Raw genomic sequence first — 16,297 nt, 5'->3', positions numbered from 1 at the left:
CGGCCGCCGGTCCCTCCTCTCGGGGGGTGCCGGCGGCTCGGTGTTGGTGAGAGAGTGCTCTATCGGGCCGGCACGGTCGATCTGCGGGCGGCAAGGCACCCGGTCAGCGCCACCTAGGATTCTTGCCACAGAAGACGACAGTCGCGTTGACTACTTCCCGGTCAACACTAGGAGCCGAGATGAGTGGGCGAGAGCACGCGGGGGCTGCATTCGGCGGATCGCGCGTCCTGTCCGAGGACGCCCGAAAGCTCTACCTGCAGGCCGTCAACGAGAACGGCCGTCTCTCCCGGAGCGCGTGTCCGGTCACCAGTGTCCCGGCCCTCGATGAATTGTTGAAACTCGGACTGCTCATACCCGACAGCGACGAACCGGGCGCTTTGCTCGCGGTCGATCCGGCCCAACTCGCCGGCAGTCTGAGTTCCACCTGGCAGCGTCAGGCCCTCGATCTGCTCTCCAGAGCGGTATCGCTGCCCGGCGACCTCAGCGAACTCGCCGAGGCATTTCACGCCCCCGACACGACGGGTGGGGCCATCGAATACATCCACGGGAAAGCGCGGATAAATCAGAGACTTCAGCAGTCGGCCGCCGCGGGAGTCACGGAAGGCCTGTCCATGCAGCCCGGCGGACCCCGCCCGGCGGAAATGCTGACGTCTTTCCTGGCGCGCGACCTGGAGATTCTCCGCCACGGCGCGTCGATGCGCACCATTTACAACGCGAGCACCCGCTACCACCAGGCGACCAGGGACTACGTCGCGAAGCTGACCGAGGAAGGGTGGCAGTTCCGCACCCTGGACGAGCCGTACGCCCGGCTGATCATCGTGGACCGCAAGCTGGCCGTGATCCCGGTGGTGGACGACGACCTGGCCGCGTTCATCCACGATCCGGCCATCGTCAGCTTCCTCATCGAGGAGGTCTTCGAGCGGAGCTGGAACCGGGCCCTGGAATTCGACGGGGACCGTTCCGTCCCCCAACAAGTGGTCTCCAGACTGCGCCAGACGATCATCGACCTGATGCTCGCCGGGACGAACCACCGGGTCATCGCACGACGGCTGGGCATCAGTGAGCGCACCCTGGCGCGCCACATCGCGGAACTGAGGGAGGAGTACCACGTCGACTCCCTCTTCCAGCTGGGCTACGCGCTCGGCCGGTCGACGAGACCGGAACTGGGCTGAGGGCGGCCGCCGAATCCCGCCCCACCCGGCGCGAAAGGCTCAGCCTTCACGCCCGCCCCGTCCCGATCGAGCCGTAAGGCCGGATTTCAGCCCCAGTGCAGGTCGTCGGCAACAGCCGTCAGCGCACTGGTGCTCACAGCCGCGTGCCCACCGTCGGACGCGAAGGAGACTCCGGTCAGAACCGCCATGCCGATGAGGATCGGAAGCGCAGCCTTGCAGACGAGTCGACGCAGAGACACGGACCCACCCTCCAAACTCTCGAACACCTAGGACCGAATCAATAGCACTGGCGTCCACATGATGCCGCACCTTCCGCGAGAGTGCCATCCCCACTCCCCCCGGCCGGAGCGTCATCTCTCTGCCAGGCATCCAGATGACAGGGCGGGACGCTGGACGCGGCCGCGCGCGCTGATAGACGATCAGTTCGCTCCCAATGGTCCAGCACAGATAGCGAACTTGCCGCTGTACCGTCAAATATCTGCCGGATCTCTTCCGCTCGCAGACTCAAAAGCCACTGTCCTCAGCGCCCGCCGGCACCACATCACCACCCGGTCGGCCTTTCCCCGGAGTCGACATGACCGAGCCCTACCTGCGTCACCACGACAGCCAGGCCCCTGAGGGTCGGCGTGCACGTGTGTTCCTGGCCGCCCCCCTGATGCGACTGACCGGTCCGGCCGACAGTGTGGTGACGCTCGCCAGCCGGACGCGGCTGACGACGCTCCGTACCACCCTGCTGCGCAGCGGTGCCGCCGTGTACAGCGCGCACCACAGCGACGCCTGGACCATCTCCGGCCGCGCGCCGGAGCCCCGCGTCCCCTCCGACTTCCGCGCCCTCCAGTCCGCCGACCTCGTGTTCGCCTACGTCGGGGCCCCCCTCTCGGCCGGCGTGAGCCTGGAGCTCGGCTGGGCGTCGGCGCTGCGCAAGCCGATCGTCCTCCTGGTCGACGAGGCCATCACCCACAACCCGCTGATCGCCACCATCGAGCAGGTCGCCCCCGTCCTGCCGCTGGTCTTCGACGACACCTGGTCGCAGGAGGCCCTCAACCACACGGTCGAGACCGCGCTCGACTGGGCGGGCATGGCGCTCTCCCTGCGCGAGGGCTTCTGGACCGCCCCCGGCGAGCAGTTCAACGTCCCCCGGCAGCAGCCCCCGGTCCCCGGCTACTGGCCGACCGGCGCCGCCACCGGCTGAGCGGCCGTCACGGCCCGTCCGGGCTCCCCGCATCCGCCGGTCCGGTAGGAACAGCGCCTCCGCGTCGTACGGCTCACGCGGCCGGGCGAGGTGACCGGCGACGGTGCGTCCGCCCGGCCCCGTCCGGACGGCGATCGCCCGCCGCGTGAGCCCCCGGGCACGCGGCCGTCCGACCTCCTCGTGGGCGGCGGGCACCGTCGCACCGCCGAACAGCGCGGCCCGGTCCACGACCCGGGCCTGCCGCCGGCGCCGCTCGAGGACGCCCACCGGGTACCCGCCCGCCGCCGGATCCTCCACCATGGCGGCGACCCCGTCCTCCGGGGTCGCCGGGATCACGGCGACGGCGCGGTCGAGGACCGGCGTCCGGCCGGAGCCGGAGCCGGCGCCGAGGACCCGGTTCCGCGGGCCCGCCTCCGTGGCCGGCGCCGCGTCGTGGGCCCGGGCGAGGCCCTCCGGCGGGTGGGCGGCGCGGAGCGCGCCGGCGGGGGTGTCAGTCACGGTGCTCGCCCCGCAGCTGCCAGCCCAGGTGGAAGAGGGTACGGGCGCCGTAGCGGTCGCGCAGCCGGGAGATGTGGGCGGCGACGGTGCGCTCGCTGACCCCCAGCCGGGTGGCGACGGCCCGCTGGGTGAGGCCGCGGGCGAGCAGCCGGCCGATCCGGACGGTGGTGACGGGCGGCGGATCGAGGCGGCTGTCGGCGGGGGTGGCGCGGGCCCAGTCGCGTTCGAACTGGGCCACCAGGTAGGCGACGGTGGTGGGGTCGGTGAGGAAGACGGCCCGGCTGCGGTCCTCGGCGGCGGGGATGACGGCCACCACCCGGTCGAAGACCAGCACCCGCTCGTACGGTTCGGCGAGGATCCGGACCTGGGCGCCTTGCTCGGTGCGCAGGGCCACCTGGCTCCGCACGGCGGGGTCGGCGAGGGTGACCGACTGGTAGACGGTGCGCAGCGCGCAGCCGCGGCGGAGCAGCGAGAGGTCCTGGGAGAGGGCCATCCGGAGCCCTTCGAGCGGACGCAGCCCCGGCTGGGCGGCCAGCACCTCCTCGCGGCACTCCGAGATGAGCTCGCTGATCCGGCCGCGGACCTCGGCGGTGTCGACGACGACGCCGGCCCCCGGACACCCGGCCGAGGGGCCCACGGACGGCGCCCCGACCGGGTGGCGGGCCTCGTCGTAGGCGCGGGCCAGCGGGCCGAGGGTGGCCGGGAGCCGCTCGGCGTGCCGCAGCAGCCGCAGGGCGCGGGTGCGCAGTTCGACGCCGATCCGGTCGCCGAGGGCGCGCGGGCCGGCGGCGGTCCAGCCGGTGGCGGTGGGGGTGAGCAGGCCGCGGGCGACGAGCGCGGCCAGGGCCGGGCGGTCGGCGGGGGCGAGGTCCTCCGGGCGCAGTCGGCCGCCGCCCCGGACGGCGGCGAGGTAGAGGGCCCGCTCGGCCGGGCCCGGTTCATCGGTCATCGCGGGCGCCTCGCATCAGCCAGCCGAGCTGGAAGAGGGTCTGCGCGCCGTAGCGGTCGCGCAGCCGGGAGATGTGGGCGGCGACGGTGCGCTCGCTCAGGCCCAGCCGGGTGGCGACGGCCCGCTGGGTGAGGCCGCGGGCGAGCAGCCGGCCGACCCGGTCGGGGATGGTGCGGGCGGGTGCCTGGGCAAAAGCGGCCTCGGCGGTGTCGGCGCGGGCCCAGTCGCGTTCGAAGCCGCCGACCAGGTAGGTGATGGTGGCCGGGTCGGTGATGAAGGCGGCGGTGCTGTTGTCGTCGTTGGCGGAGATCACGGCGACGGAGCGGTCGAAGACGATCAGCCGCTGGAAGGGCTCGTCGAGCACGCGGATGAGCGAGCCGTGCCGGGTGACCTCCTCGGCGTAGGCGAGCGCGGGCGGGTCGGCGAACGCGACCGGCTGGTAGATGGTGCGCAACGAGCAGCCGCGCTGCAGCAGTTGGACGTCCTGGAGGAGGGCGACCTGGAGGGTGTCGGCGGGCCGGTGGCCGGGCTGCGCGGTGAGCACCTCGGATCGGCAGTCGGAGACCAGCTGGGAGATCCGCTGGCGGATGTGGACGTGCCCCTCGACGTGCACGGCGGCGCCGGCCCGGTCGGTCGGGCGGGGCATCGCGTCGTAGGCCCGGGTGAGGCCGTCCAGGGCGCCCGGGAGGTTCTCCGCGCGGACCAGCAGCCGGGTGGCCTCGCTGCGCAGTTCGGCGCCGAGGCGGTCGCTGACCGAGCGCGGGCTGACCGCGGTGAAGCAGCGGTCCATCCGGTTGACCATCAACAGGCCGATGTCGATGAGCTGTTGCAGCGCGTCCCGGTCGACGTCCGCGACCTCGGCGATGGGGACGCGGCCGCCCTCGGCGATGATGGCCAGGTAGAGCTGGCGGGCGGCCTCGTCGGGTTCCTCGCCCACCGGCCCGTGGTGCGGTGTGACCGCCGGGTCCCCCGTCACGTCCCACTCTCCCTGCCGGACGCCTGTCCCTGGTACTGCCCGTGCTCCCCGCCGCGCGGGCCGTGGCACCGGCGGGCCGGGCGGGCCCACGGTACCGGTGGGCCGGCACGTCGTGATCATGGAACAGGCGGTCACGGTACCGGTCGGTGCGGCGGGCCCCCGGGCCGGGTGCCGTCGCACGCCGGTTCGTCCGGGGGCCGCCATCGGTACGCCAAGCCCAAGCGCTCCCGTCGAAGCGGAGCAGCAACGCCTCGACGGGTCCGGTCCGGGGGCCATCACCACACATGAACCCCGGTCCGGTGCTCTTCCCCCCCGTTCCACCGGTGCGCGAGTCGCACCGGCGGTCAGTATGAAGAGCCAGCCGCCGTCATCGGGCTGCGGTTGCCCGGACGACTTGGCGTGCCTCCACCCTCACAGCGTGACGGCCGGTGAACAAGTGCCGCCCGAGTGCAGGTTCGCGCAATTGCAGCAATCTGCAGCCGGCCCGGGTGCGGCGCCTCGGGCGGTGGGGCGGACTCCGGTGGGAACCGCGGCCGGTGAGGGGTGTCGGTGCCCCCCGGCGGCCGCACCGGGCGGCCGCGCGCGGTGCACGTTCCTGCACCGGCGGCGTGTTCCCGGGCCGTGCGTCGGGGCGCGGCGGCGGGAGGTGTCGAACCAGTCCCGGCGGTCGGCCCGGTCCCGGCGGTCGGCCCGGTCCCGGCGGTCGGCCCCGCCCCGGCGGTCAGACCCGCCCCAGCAGCCGGCCCCGGGCCAGCCCGGCCGCGGTGCCGCCCGCGGCGAGCACCCAGGCGAGCGCCAGCAGCAGGTACAGGCCGAGGGCCAGCCCGCCGAAGCCCGCGAAGCCGGTGTGCCGGGCGAGCGCCGAGGCGCCGGTGACGCAGGTGCCGACCGGGAAGGTGTACGCCCACCAGGTCATCGCGAACGGCATCCCGGCCCGCCGGGCGCGCAGGTTCGCGGTGAGCGCGACGGCCAGCCAGAGCATCGCGACGCCGATCACCGCCACCCCGTACAGCTCGGCGAGGTCGACCATGGCGGGCGCCAGGGCGGGCAGCACCGGGCGGGCGGCGTCGGCGAGCTGGTGGACCGCGGTGACGGACTGGCCGAGCGGGCCGAGCACCAGGAACAGCGAGGGGGTGAGCGCCAGGGCGGGCAGCTTGCTGTGGAACAGCCCGGTGAACACCACCGGCAGCAGCACCAGCGTGGCCAGCAGGCCGACCCCGAACAGCGCCCAGCAGCCGTACAGCATGGCCTGCTGGGGCGTGCCGGCCGGCAGGTGGGGGACGAGCGCGGGGCCGCAGGCGGAGGCGACCAGCGGGGCGACCACCGGCAGCAGCCAGGTCGGGTTGGCCTCCAGGGCGGAGACCGGGTGCCGGGTGATCATCAGGTACGGGATGCCGCCGGCCACCGCGAGCGCGTACACCGTGCCGAGGGTCCACAGCACCGCGTCCAGGGCGACCGCCGGGCCGGTGCCGATGACCCGGGAGCCGAGCAGCAGGGTGCCCAGCCCGACCGCCAGCAGCGCCATCGGCGGGCAGCCGTAGAAGACCGCGGTGGCCGGGTTGTCCAGCAGCTGGGCGCGGGCCGCCTCGCGGTGCCGGGTGAGGTGGACCAGCCGGGCCCCGACCAGCACCAGCAGGGCGGCCAGCGCGAGCGCCCACATCACCTCGCCGAAGCCGGTCAGCCCGGGCAGCCGCACCGGGAGGACGGCGGCGCCGTTCGCCAGGATCGCGGTGCCCATCACGGCGGCGTACCAGTTGGGGCCGAGCTGGGCGAGGTCCGGCCGGAGGCGGACGGCGGCGGGGCGGGCGAGGGGGCGGATACCGGCCAAAGTGGACATGTCCCTACCGTCGCCGTTGGGCCGGGCGGCCGGTAGCGCCGGGGCTCCTATGGGGGCATAGCCTGAACCTATGGCTCTCTCCTCGCACGTCCCCGAACTCGGCGCCCTGGAACTGCTGCTCGCGGTGGCCCGGCTGGGCAGCGTCGGACGGGCGGCGGCCGAGCTGGGCGTCAGCCAGCCGACCGCCAGCGCCCGGATCAAGGGCATGGAGCGGCAGATCGGCGTCCCGCTGCTGGACCGCTCGCCCCGGGGCAGCCGGCCGACCGAGGCCGGCCGACTGGTGGTCGAGTGGGCCCGGCAGGTGGTGGAGGCGGCGCAGGCACTGGACGCCGGGATCGACGCGCTGCGCGAGCGGCGGGACGCCAAGCTGCGGGTGGTGGCCAGCCTGACCGTCGCCGAGTACCTGATGCCCGGCTGGCTGCTGAGCCTGTCCGAGGCCAGCCCGGGGACGGCGGTGACGCTGCGGACGGCGAACTCGGCGGAGGTCGCCGGGCACGTCCTGGCCGGGGACGCCGACCTCGGCTTCGTCGAGGGCCCGTCAGCCCCGCCCGGGCTGGCCGGCGCCGTGGTGGCGGCGGACCGGCTGGTGGTCGTGGTGGCGCCGGGCCACCCCTGGGCCCGCCGCCGCGCCCCGCTGACCGGGGCCGAGCTGGCGGCCACCCCACTGACGCTGCGCGAGCCCGGCTCGGGGACCCGGGAGGTGCTGGAGACGGCCCTGCGGCCGTACGGGGGCGTGGCGCGGCCCCGGATGGAGCTGGCCTCGTCCACCGCGCTGAAGGCGGCGGCGATGACCGGGGCGGGGCCGGTCTGCCTGAGCGAGCTGGCGGTGACGGAGGAGCTGGCCACCCGGCGGCTGGTCGAGGTGCCGCTGGCGCAGGAGCTGGACCTGCGGCGGCCGCTGCGCGCGGTCTGGCCGGCCGGGCAGCGGCCGGGCGGACCGGCCCGGGAGCTGCTGGGACTGACCCGGCGGGCGGCCGTCCGGAATCCGACGAGCAAAAGTTGAGCGGAATAGACTCAACATAGTGCATGCTGTACGTAGCAGCAGTGAAGGACGACGAGGGAGGACCCCCCAGCAGTGGACGCCAGCAAGTTCACCACCAAGACGCAGGACGCCCTGGCCGCCGCGATCCGGCAGGCGGGCACGGCCGGCAACCCGGACGTCAGGCCGGTGCACATCCTGATCGCCCTGCTGGAGCAGCCCGAGGGCATCGCCCGGCCCCTGCTGGAGGCGGTCGGGGCGGACGTCACCCGGATCGACGCCGAGGCCCGCCGCCAGGCCGCAGCGCTGCCCAGCGCGATGGGCTCGACGGTCGCCGCGCCGCAGCTCGCCCGGGACACCATCGCGGTGCTCACCGAGGCCGGCAAGCGCGCGGACGACCTGGACGACCAGTACGTCTCCACCGAGCACCTGATGGTCGGCCTGGCCGCCGAGGGCGGCGCCGTGGCCGAGCTGCTGGTGCACCAGGGCGCCACGCCGAAGGCGCTGCTCGCCGCGTTCAAGGACGTCCGGGGCAGCGGCAAGGTCACCTCGCCGGACCCCGAGGGCACCTACAAGGCCCTGGAGAAGTACGGCACCGACCTCACCCAGGCCGCCCGGGACGGCAAGCTCGACCCGGTGATCGGCCGCGACCACGAGATCCGCCGGGTGGTCCAGGTGCTCTCCCGCCGGACGAAGAACAACCCGGTGCTGATCGGCGAGCCCGGCGTCGGCAAGACCGCCGTGGTCGAGGGCCTGGCCCAGCGCATCGTGGCCGGCGACGTGCCGGAGTCGCTGCGCGGCAAGCGGCTGGTCGCGCTGGACCTCGGCGCGATGGTCGCGGGAGCCAAGTTCCGCGGTGAGTTCGAGGAGCGGCTGAAGGCCGTCCTGAACGACATCAAGTCCTCCGACGGCCAGGTCGTCACCTTCATCGACGAGCTGCACACCATGGTCGGCGCGGGCGCCGGCGGCGACTCCGCGATGGACGCGGGCAACATGCTCAAGCCGATGCTGGCCCGTGGCGAGCTGCGGATGGTCGGCGCCACCACGCTGGACGAGTACCGCGAGCGGATCGAGAAGGACCCGGCCCTGGAGCGCCGCTTCCAGCAGGTGCTGGTCGGCGAGCCCAGCGTGGAGGACTCGATCGCCATCCTGCGCGGGCTCAAGGGCCGGTACGAGGCGCACCACAAGGTGCAGATCTCGGACGCCGCCCTGGTCGCCGCGGCCACCCTGTCCAACCGCTACATCACCTCCCGCTTCCTGCCCGACAAGGCGATCGACCTGGTCGACGAGGCGGCCTCCCGGCTGCGGATGGAGATCGACTCCTCCCCGGTCGAGATCGACGAACTCCAGCGCTCCGTCGACCGGTTGCGGATGGAGGAGCTCGCCCTGGAGAAGGAGTCGGACCCGGCCTCGGTGGACCGGCTGGCCCGGCTGCGGCGCGACCTCGCCGACCGGAACGAGCAGTTGAGCGTGCTGACGGCGCGCTGGGAGCAGGAGAAGAAGAGCCTCAACCGGGTCGGCGAGCTCAAGGAGCGGCTGGACGACCTGCACGGCGCGCTCGAACGCGCCCAGCGGGACGGGGACTTCGAGCGGGCGTCCAAGCTGATGTACGCCGAGATCCCGGCCGCCGAGAAGGAGCTCACCGACGCCCAGGAGCGCGCCGCGGACCAGGACGCCTCCGCCTCGATGGTCAAGGAGGAGGTCGGCCCGGACGACGTGGCCGACGTGGTCGCCTCCTGGACGGGCATCCCGGCCGGTCGGCTGCTGGAGGGCGAGAGCGCCAAACTCCTGCGCATGGAGGAGGAGTTGGGCAGGCGCCTGATCGGCCAGAAGGAGGCCGTGCAGGCCGTCTCGGACGCGGTGCGGCGCACCCGCTCCGGCATCGCCGACCCGGACCGCCCGACCGGCTCCTTCCTCTTCCTCGGCCCGACCGGCGTCGGCAAGACCGAACTCGCCAAGGCCCTGGCCGACTTCCTGTTCGACGACGAGCGGGCGATGGTCCGGATCGACATGAGCGAGTACGGCGAGAAGCACTCGGTCTCCCGTCTGGTCGGCGCCCCGCCCGGGTACGTCGGCTACGAGGAGGGCGGCCAGCTCACCGAGGCCGTCCGCCGCCGCCCGTACAGCGTGGTCCTGCTGGACGAGGTGGAGAAGGCGCACCCGGAGGTCTTCGACGTCCTGCTCCAGGTGCTGGACGACGGCCGGCTCACCGACGGCCAGGGCCGCACGGTGGACTTCCGCAACGCCATCCTGATCCTCACCTCCAACCTGGGCAGCCAGTACCTGGTCGACCCGACCACCCCGGAGGCGGAGAAGCGGGAGCTGGTGCTGGGCGCCGTCCGGTCCGCGTTCAAGCCGGAGTTCCTCAACCGGCTGGACGACATCGTGGTCTTCGAGCCGCTGGGCACCGGCGAGCTCAGCCGGATCGTCGACCTCCAGGTGGCCCGCCTGGGCGAGCGCCTGCAGGAACGGCGGCTCACCCTGGAGGTCTCCGAGGCCGCCCGCGACTGGCTGGCGCTCACCGGCTACGACCCGGCGTACGGCGCCCGCCCGCTGCGCCGGCTGGTGCAGTCCGCGATCGGCGACCAGCTCGCCCGGGCGATCCTGTCCGGCGCGGTGCACGACGGGGACACCGTCGTGGTCGAGCGGGACGAGGAGGGCGACCGCCTCACCGTCCGCGGCCGGGGTCCGCTGGAGAAGTAGTACCGCCGGGCGTCCGGCGCACGGGCCGCTCCCTCCGCTCCGGCGGCGGGGGCGGCCCGCTCCGCTTCCGCGCCCGGCGTCACCCGGCCGGCCTCACCCGGCGGGCGTCACTTCGCCGCCTGCCGCAGCAGCCGCCGCGTCCGGTCCCGCCGGCTGCGCGCCAGCCGGTGCAGCTCGGCCACCTGGGCGTCCGGCAGGCCCCAGGCCTGGGTCAGCAGCCGGAGCGTGGACACCCGCGGGCAGGAGATCCCCCGTTCCAGGTCCCTGATCGACCGCACGCTCAGCCCGGTCGCCTCGCCCAGCCGCTCCTGCGTCATGCCCCGGTCCAGCCGGATGCTCCGCAGCAGCGCCCCGAGCGATGCGCCGTCCCCCGTCGCCGCTCCACCCACTCCTGTTCCCCCCTCAATTCCGGACAGTCCACCTCAGGACGGCCCAACTCCCCCGGCCCGGCCGGGATTTGATCGAAGCGAGTTCCGTCGCACGCTAACCGCAACCGGCCGGCGCGGCAGCCGAACCGGCGCGCCGGGCGCGTGACGTGGCTCACGCGCCCCCCGCGGACGGCCCGCCCCCGCCCCGAACACCCTGCGTGACCGCCACCCCTCGAACCCGCCACCGGAACCGCCGGACGGCAGCCGGGAGAACCGGTGGAAGAACGCCGGGAAGAACGCGGGGACGAACACCGGACGAAGATCCACACGCCCCCGGGTGCCCCTGTGAGCGAAGCCCCGAATGAGGCAGGATGGGAGGTGGAAAGGGCGGCCTCTCATTGCCGGCCACCACGTGCACTGAGGAAGAGGACCCCCATGAGCATCGACCCGTCGTCCATCCCGTCCTTCGGCGTTCCCCAGGGCGGCCAGCCCGGCGGCCAGGGCGGTCGGCCGGCCGGCCCGCCGCCGATCATCGTCCCGGACCAGGCCCTGGTCACCCAGCTGCTGGACCAGATGCAGCTCAAGCACGTCGTGGACGAGGAGGGCGACCTCACCGCCCCCTGGGAGGGCTTCCGCGTCTACTACATGTTCCGCGGCGAGCAGAAGGAGCTCTTCGCGGTCCGCGCCTTCTACGACCGCGCGTACCCGCTGGAGAAGAAGGGCGAGATCCTCGACCTGATCGACGAGTGGAACCGCGAGACCCTCTGGCCCAAGGTGTACACCCACACCCACGAGGACGGCGTGGTCCGCCTGATCGGCGAGGCCCAGATGATCGTCGGCACCGGCGTCAACCTGGACTACTTCGTCACCACCACCGCCAACTGGACCCAGGCCGCGGTCGGCTTCGAGCAGTGGATCGTCGAGCGCCTCGGCCTCCAGAACGAGATCGAGGGCGAGGACGGCGAGGGCACCGAGGGCACCGACGAGGCCTGATCCCGCTCCCCGGCACTCCGGTCCGGCCCGCCACCGCCTCCGCGCGGTGGCGGGCCGTTCTTGTCCCCGGCTCCCGACTGTCCCAGGATGGCCCTGACGACGAGCCGCGAGGAGCCACCGATGGGTACCAGGCCACTGCTGAACCGCCGACTGGCCGGGATGGGCACGACGGTCTTCGCCGAGATGTCCGCGCTGGCCACGGCCACCGGTTCGATCAACCTCGGCCAGGGCTTCCCGGACACCGACGGGCCCGAGGAGGTCCGCGAGGCGGCCGTACGGGCCCTGCGCGAGGGCCGCGGCAACCAGTACCCGCCCGGCCCCGGCATCCCCGAGCTGCGCACCGCGATCGCCGAGCACCAGCAGCGCTTCCACGGCCTCACGTACGACCCGGACACCGAGGTGCTGGTCACCGCCGGCGCCACCGAGGCCATCGCCGCCACCCTGCTGGCCCTGCTGGAGCCCGGCGACGAGGTGATCGCCCTCGAACCCTTCTACGACTCCTACGCCGCCTGCATCGCGATGTCCGGCGCCACCCGTGTCCCGCTCACCCTGCGGGCCCCCTCCTTCCGCCCCGACCTCGACGAGCTGCGCTCGCTGGTCACCCCGCGCACCCGGCTGCTGCTGATCAACACCCCGCACAACCCGACCGGCACCGTCCTCACCGCCGAGGAACTGCGCGGAATCGCCGAACTCGCCGTCGAGCACGACCTGTTGGTCGTCACCGACGAGGTCTACGAACACCTGGTGTTCGGCACCACCCACCACCCGATCGCCGCGCTGCCCGGCATGCGCGAGCGCACCGTCACCATCTCCTCGGCCGGCAAGACCTTCTCCTTCACCGGCTGGAAGGTCGGCTGGGTCACCGCGAGCCCGGACCTGGTCGCGGCCGTGCGCACCGCGAAGCAGTACCTCACCTACGTCAGCGCCGGCCCCTTCCAGTACGCCGTCGCGGAGGCCCTCCGGCTCCCCGACAGCTATTTCGACACCCTCCGCGCCGACCTGCTGCGCAAGCGCGACCTGCTGGTCGACGGCCTCGGCGCGGCGGGCTTCCGCGCCTTCACGCCCGAGGGCACGTACTTCGTCACCACCGACATCACCCCGCTCGGCGAGAAGGACGGCATCGAGTTCTGCCGCGCCCTGCCCGGCCGTTGCGGCGTCGTCGCCATTCCGAACGCGGTGTTCTACGACGACGTGGACGCCGGCCGTAGCCTGGTCCGCTTCACTTTCTGCAAAAAGGACGAGGTTCTTCAGGAGGCCGTCACCCGTCTACGGCGCCTGTGAGGGGCCGCACGCCCCCTTTCACTCCCGTCGAACAGAGGCGTCCATGACCCGACACCAGTTCTGATGGATCATCAACTTCCTTGATCAGCTTGCCTGTTTGCCTCAATCGAGACATCCTGGCCGCCTCTCCAGGCACTCCCCTGCCGCCCTCCACGCCCCGCGCCCGGAGGGCGGCGGTGTGTGCTGCACCCGAACAGCGCACACCCGGCGCGCACGGCGCACAATCCGGTGATAGGGGCGCGCGCTGTGCAGACTCGCACATGGACTCGATCAGACCCGGGAAGCAGATGTGCCCTAAACGGTGAATGCTTGACAAAGTTGGGTAAATCACCGGCGGACCCGGCGTATTCGTGCTTCTCTGCTGCTGAATCTCCAGCCGGAATCCTTCCTTCCACGGTCGGCCGCGCCCAGGGCCGCACAGCCACGAACAGCCTCGCCATCGCCTAGGCCTACTCGCTGCTGCTCGGCGGGCGCGCACGGAGCTGAAACGCGGAGCCGAGCATGCTCACCACACTGCAGACCTCCTACACGGACACCCGCGCCGGTGACCTCGCCTGGTGCCTCGGCGGCGACCCACTGCCCGCGCTCGCCGTCCGCGACCTGAGACTCGACGGAGGCGGCCGCCCGGGCGCGTCCGGCACCCTCCAGCTGCGCCTGCTGGGCGCCTCCCACCAGGTGGTGATCGACGCCGGCCCCGGCCAGTGCCTGGAGACCGTCGCCTGCCTGCCCGGCCGCCGCACCCCGCTGCCGGCCCGGGTGGCCAAGCAGGTCGGCGGCTGGGAGTACGAGTTCGCCGCCCGCATCGAGGCGCTGCCACCGCACGACTTCGCGGCCCGCGCCCAGGAGCTGCTGGCCCTCGTCGAGGGGCACCCGCGCGGCCTCGCCGGGGTCTTCCCGGGCGACCCGAGCGCCTTCACCGCGCTGGTCACCCAGGGCGGCGCGGACCGGCTGCTCTGGCGCACCTGGCACGCCTACCCGCAGGAGGGGCAGCTGGTGTGCACCCGCTCCTCGCTGGTGGTGTCCGGGGCATGACCGTCCCAAGCCCGGACCGGAACACCGATCCGGCCGTAGGCCGTCCAGCGCGGGCCTGCGAATCGTACGCAGGAACGGTTCGTCAATCCGACGTCGCTCACTGTCCGTCGGATGGGCGCAGCGATCCATCCCGCACGTCCCCTAGCGTTTGTTCGTGATCAACCATCCGGCCGGTCCGCCCGCACGCCCGCGAGTGGACCTCGACGACGGCGCCCCACCCCGGCCCGGGCGAGGCCTCGCCCCACTCCTGCCCGCCCGCCGTCCATCCCGGCTGCGCTCCCGCCCCCGGCTCGCCCGCCTGGCCGTCCTGCTGGCCGCGTTCGTCTGCGCGGCCTGCGGACTCGTCTACGAGCTCGAACTCGTGGCGCTCGGCGACTACCTGCTCGGGGACACGGTCACCCAAACCTCCGTCGTGCTCTCCGTCATGGTGTTCGCGATGGGCCTCGGCTCGCTGCTCGCCAAACGGCTCACCAGCCGGCCCGCCACCGCCTTCGCCGCCGTCGAGTGCGCGCTCGCGCTCACCGGCGGACTCTCCGTCCTCGCGCTCTACTCCTGCTGGGCCTGGCTCGGCCGCTACCAGGCCGCCATGGTCGGCCTCACCTGCCTGATCGGCATCCTGATCGGCGCCGAGATCCCCCTGCTGATGACCCTCATCCAGCGGATCCGGCGCGAGGACGCCGGGCGGGCCGTCGCCGACCTGTTCGCCGCCGACTACGTGGGCGCGCTGATCGGCGGCCTCGCCTTCCCGTTCCTGATCCTGCCCGCCCTCGGACCGGGCGACGGCGCGCTGCTCACCGGCGCCGTCAACGCCGTCGCCGGGGCCGCCGTGGTGCTCTGGCTGTTCCGCGAGGAACCGGCCCCCCGGATACGCCGGCTGCTGTGGGGCGGCTGCCTGCTGGTCCTCGGCCTGCTCGCGGCGGCCGCGGCCAGCTCCGAGGCCGTCGAACGCGCCGCCCGGCACGCCCTGTACGGCGACCAGGTCCGCTACGCGATCCGCAGCCGGCACCAGGAGATCGTGCTCACCGGCCCCGCCGAGGGCCCCCTCCGGCTCTACCTGGACGGCCGGCTCGCGGTCTGCGGGCCCGACGAGTACCGCAGCAGCGAGGGCCTGGTCCACCCCGCCATGGCGGCCGGCCCGGACACCCGGGTCCTGCTGCTCGGCGGCGGCGACGGGACGGCTCTGCGGGAGGTGCTGCGGCACCGGGGCGTCCGCACCGTCCGGCTGGTCGACGCCGACCCCGTCCTCCCCCGGCTGGCCCGCACCGACCCCGGGCTCGCCGCCCTCGACGGCCACTCGCTGGACGACCCCCGGGTCCGCACCACCGCGGCCGACCCGCTGGCCTGGCTGCGCGGCGCCGGCGCCCCCGGCGGGGACGGGCCGTACGACGTGGTGCTCGCCGACCTCCCGGCCCCGGCCGACGGCGGGCCGGTCAAGTTCCACTCCCAGGAGTTCTACGGCCTCGCCACCCGGCTGCTCTCCCCCGACGGGCGGATCGCCGTCCGCGCCGGGAGCGACCCGGACGGCCTCTGGCAGATCGAGTCCGGCCTGCGCGCGGCGGGCCTCCAGACCGCCCCGTACGCCGTCCCGGACAGCCCCACCGCCACCTGCCGGCCCGGCCCGCCGGGCGACGCCCGGAACTTCCTCCTCGCCGCCGCCGGCCGCCCCCGGCTCACCCTCGCCCCCGACGCCCCGCCACCCCGCGCCCTCACCCCCGACACCCTCCGCACCACCACCGCCCGCCTCACCGCCCTCCGTCCCACCCACCCCCCGGCCGCCCTCACCCTCCTCGGCCCACGCTGAGGCGACCGGCCGAGCCACCGGGGGAAGGCGGCGCCGTGGGAGGTCGGTCCCGCCGGCTTCCCACGCGGAGAGCCCGAACGCCGCCGTCGCCGCTTCGGCCCCGCCGAAGCGGCGACGGGACGGAGGAGAACGGGCCGCCGAGCCGCCGCCTCGCCTCGTACGGGAGCGGACCGCCCCCGGCACGGCAAACACACCACGCCACACCACGAAGCCACACCACGGCCCCACATCCGGGCCCGGGCCCACCACACTCCCGGCTCCCCGTCGCGCGACGCCCACCCACACCGCCACCCCAGACCACCGCCCCCCGACACGGCAGGCGCACCAAGCCACACCACGGCCCCGCGTCCGCGCCGGGGGGGACTATCAGGATTCCGGTGTACGACACCCGTTTGGACTAGCTGTTGATCTTGTCGTCGGCTGTGGGCCGAGTGGCCTACGCCCGTCCGGCTGACAGGCGGCCGTCGAAGGCCATGTCGAAGGCGTTCAGAGCGCCCATCCAGCGGTTGCTCCAGC

General features: G+C 73.7%; 12 protein-coding genes. 8 read left to right on the top strand and 4 right to left on the bottom strand.

Annotated features, from left to right (window positions below; translation table 11 throughout):
• Window positions 1-179: 179 nt before the first annotated feature.
• Both ACIQ87_RS37435 and ACIQ87_RS37430 read left to right on the top strand, forming a co-directional pair.
• Entirely contained in the window at window positions 180-1,172 is a 993-nt protein-coding gene (locus ACIQ87_RS37435; RefSeq protein ID WP_402416111.1) for a hypothetical protein, read from the top strand.
• Window positions 1,173-1,746: 574 nt separating this feature from the next.
• Window positions 1,747-2,364 (top strand): hypothetical protein, encoded by a 618-nt coding sequence (locus ACIQ87_RS37430; RefSeq protein WP_051709310.1) that lies wholly within the window; start codon window positions 1,747-1,749, stop codon window positions 2,362-2,364.
• Window positions 2,365-2,854: 490 nt separating this feature from the next.
• Here the strand turns inward: ACIQ87_RS37430 and ACIQ87_RS37425 are convergent, their stop codons facing one another.
• The 3 genes from ACIQ87_RS37425 to ACIQ87_RS37415 all read right to left on the bottom strand — a co-directional run bounded on the left by ACIQ87_RS37425 (window position 2,855) and on the right by ACIQ87_RS37415 (window position 6,624).
• The gene (locus tag ACIQ87_RS37425) at window positions 2,855-3,811 is read right to left on the bottom strand and encodes a LuxR C-terminal-related transcriptional regulator (RefSeq protein WP_402416109.1); all 957 of its coding nucleotides are present in this window, start codon (window positions 3,809-3,811) and stop codon (window positions 2,855-2,857) included.
• On the bottom strand, window positions 3,801-4,787 hold the full coding sequence (locus ACIQ87_RS37420) for a LuxR C-terminal-related transcriptional regulator (RefSeq protein WP_402416106.1): 987 nt from the start codon (window positions 4,785-4,787) through the stop codon (window positions 3,801-3,803). The genes ACIQ87_RS37425 and ACIQ87_RS37420 overlap by 11 nt, the downstream gene beginning before the upstream one ends.
• A gap of 721 nt (window positions 4,788-5,508) precedes the next feature.
• Complete coding sequence (locus ACIQ87_RS37415; protein ID WP_402416103.1) at window positions 5,509-6,624, bottom strand: TDT family transporter; 1,116 nt, start codon at window positions 6,622-6,624, stop codon at window positions 5,509-5,511.
• A gap of 70 nt (window positions 6,625-6,694) precedes the next feature.
• Here ACIQ87_RS37415 and ACIQ87_RS37410 point away from each other — a divergent pair, with 70 nt between their 5' ends.
• Window positions 6,695-7,627: a LysR family transcriptional regulator gene (locus ACIQ87_RS37410; protein WP_402416101.1), complete on the top strand. Its 933-nt coding sequence runs from the start codon at window positions 6,695-6,697 to the stop codon at window positions 7,625-7,627.
• A 72-nt stretch (window positions 7,628-7,699) separates the two neighbouring features.
• Window positions 7,700-10,306, top strand: coding sequence for an ATP-dependent chaperone ClpB (gene clpB, locus ACIQ87_RS37405; protein WP_402416098.1), 2,607 nt, complete (start codon window positions 7,700-7,702; stop codon window positions 10,304-10,306).
• A gap of 107 nt (window positions 10,307-10,413) precedes the next feature.
• Here the strand turns inward: clpB and ACIQ87_RS37400 are convergent, their stop codons facing one another.
• Complete coding sequence (locus tag ACIQ87_RS37400) at window positions 10,414-10,695, bottom strand: helix-turn-helix domain-containing protein (protein WP_402416096.1); 282 nt, start codon at window positions 10,693-10,695, stop codon at window positions 10,414-10,416.
• Between the two features lie 414 nt (window positions 10,696-11,109).
• Between ACIQ87_RS37400 and ACIQ87_RS37395 the strand changes: the two genes are divergently transcribed.
• The 4 genes from ACIQ87_RS37395 to ACIQ87_RS37380 all read left to right on the top strand — a co-directional run bounded on the left by ACIQ87_RS37395 (window position 11,110) and on the right by ACIQ87_RS37380 (window position 15,781).
• Window positions 11,110-11,667, top strand: a complete 558-nt coding sequence (locus ACIQ87_RS37395; protein WP_392868552.1) for a YbjN domain-containing protein — start codon at window positions 11,110-11,112, stop codon at window positions 11,665-11,667.
• A gap of 120 nt (window positions 11,668-11,787) precedes the next feature.
• The gene (locus tag ACIQ87_RS37390) at window positions 11,788-12,948 is read left to right on the top strand and encodes a pyridoxal phosphate-dependent aminotransferase (protein ID WP_402416092.1); all 1,161 of its coding nucleotides are present in this window, start codon (window positions 11,788-11,790) and stop codon (window positions 12,946-12,948) included.
• A gap of 501 nt (window positions 12,949-13,449) precedes the next feature.
• The gene (locus ACIQ87_RS37385) at window positions 13,450-13,980 is read left to right on the top strand and encodes a DUF2617 family protein (RefSeq protein ID WP_402416090.1); all 531 of its coding nucleotides are present in this window, start codon (window positions 13,450-13,452) and stop codon (window positions 13,978-13,980) included.
• 154 nt (window positions 13,981-14,134) lie between these two features.
• On the top strand, window positions 14,135-15,781 hold the full coding sequence (locus ACIQ87_RS37380; RefSeq protein WP_402416087.1) for a polyamine aminopropyltransferase: 1,647 nt from the start codon (window positions 14,135-14,137) through the stop codon (window positions 15,779-15,781).
• Window positions 15,782-16,297: the final 516 nt, after the last annotated feature.

The sequence above is a fragment of the Kitasatospora sp. NPDC096204 genome (assembly GCF_044763205.1).
In the GTDB taxonomy this organism is placed as follows: domain Bacteria; phylum Actinomycetota; class Actinomycetes; order Streptomycetales; family Streptomycetaceae; genus Kitasatospora.
This window is presented reverse-complemented; position numbering and strand designations above follow the sequence as displayed.

Bases quoted from the DNA above. Each gene is read 5' to 3' on its own strand.
- ACIQ87_RS37410 (WP_402416101.1), top strand. From the start codon at position 6,695: ATGGCTCTCTCCTCGCACGTCCCCGAACTCGGCGCCCTGGAACTGCTG.
- ACIQ87_RS37415 (WP_402416103.1), bottom strand. From the start codon at position 6,624: ATGTCCACTTTGGCCGGTATCCGCCCCCTCGCCCGCCCCGCCGCCGTC.
- ACIQ87_RS37390 (WP_402416092.1), top strand. From the start codon at position 11,788: ATGGGTACCAGGCCACTGCTGAACCGCCGACTGGCCGGGATGGGCACG.
- ACIQ87_RS37425 (WP_402416109.1), bottom strand. From the start codon at position 3,811: ATGACCGATGAACCGGGCCCGGCCGAGCGGGCCCTCTACCTCGCCGCC.
- ACIQ87_RS37385 (WP_402416090.1), top strand. From the start codon at position 13,450: ATGCTCACCACACTGCAGACCTCCTACACGGACACCCGCGCCGGTGAC.
- ACIQ87_RS37435 (WP_402416111.1), top strand. From the start codon at position 180: ATGAGTGGGCGAGAGCACGCGGGGGCTGCATTCGGCGGATCGCGCGTC.
- ACIQ87_RS37430 (WP_051709310.1), top strand. From the start codon at position 1,747: ATGACCGAGCCCTACCTGCGTCACCACGACAGCCAGGCCCCTGAGGGT.
- ACIQ87_RS37395 (WP_392868552.1), top strand. From the start codon at position 11,110: ATGAGCATCGACCCGTCGTCCATCCCGTCCTTCGGCGTTCCCCAGGGC.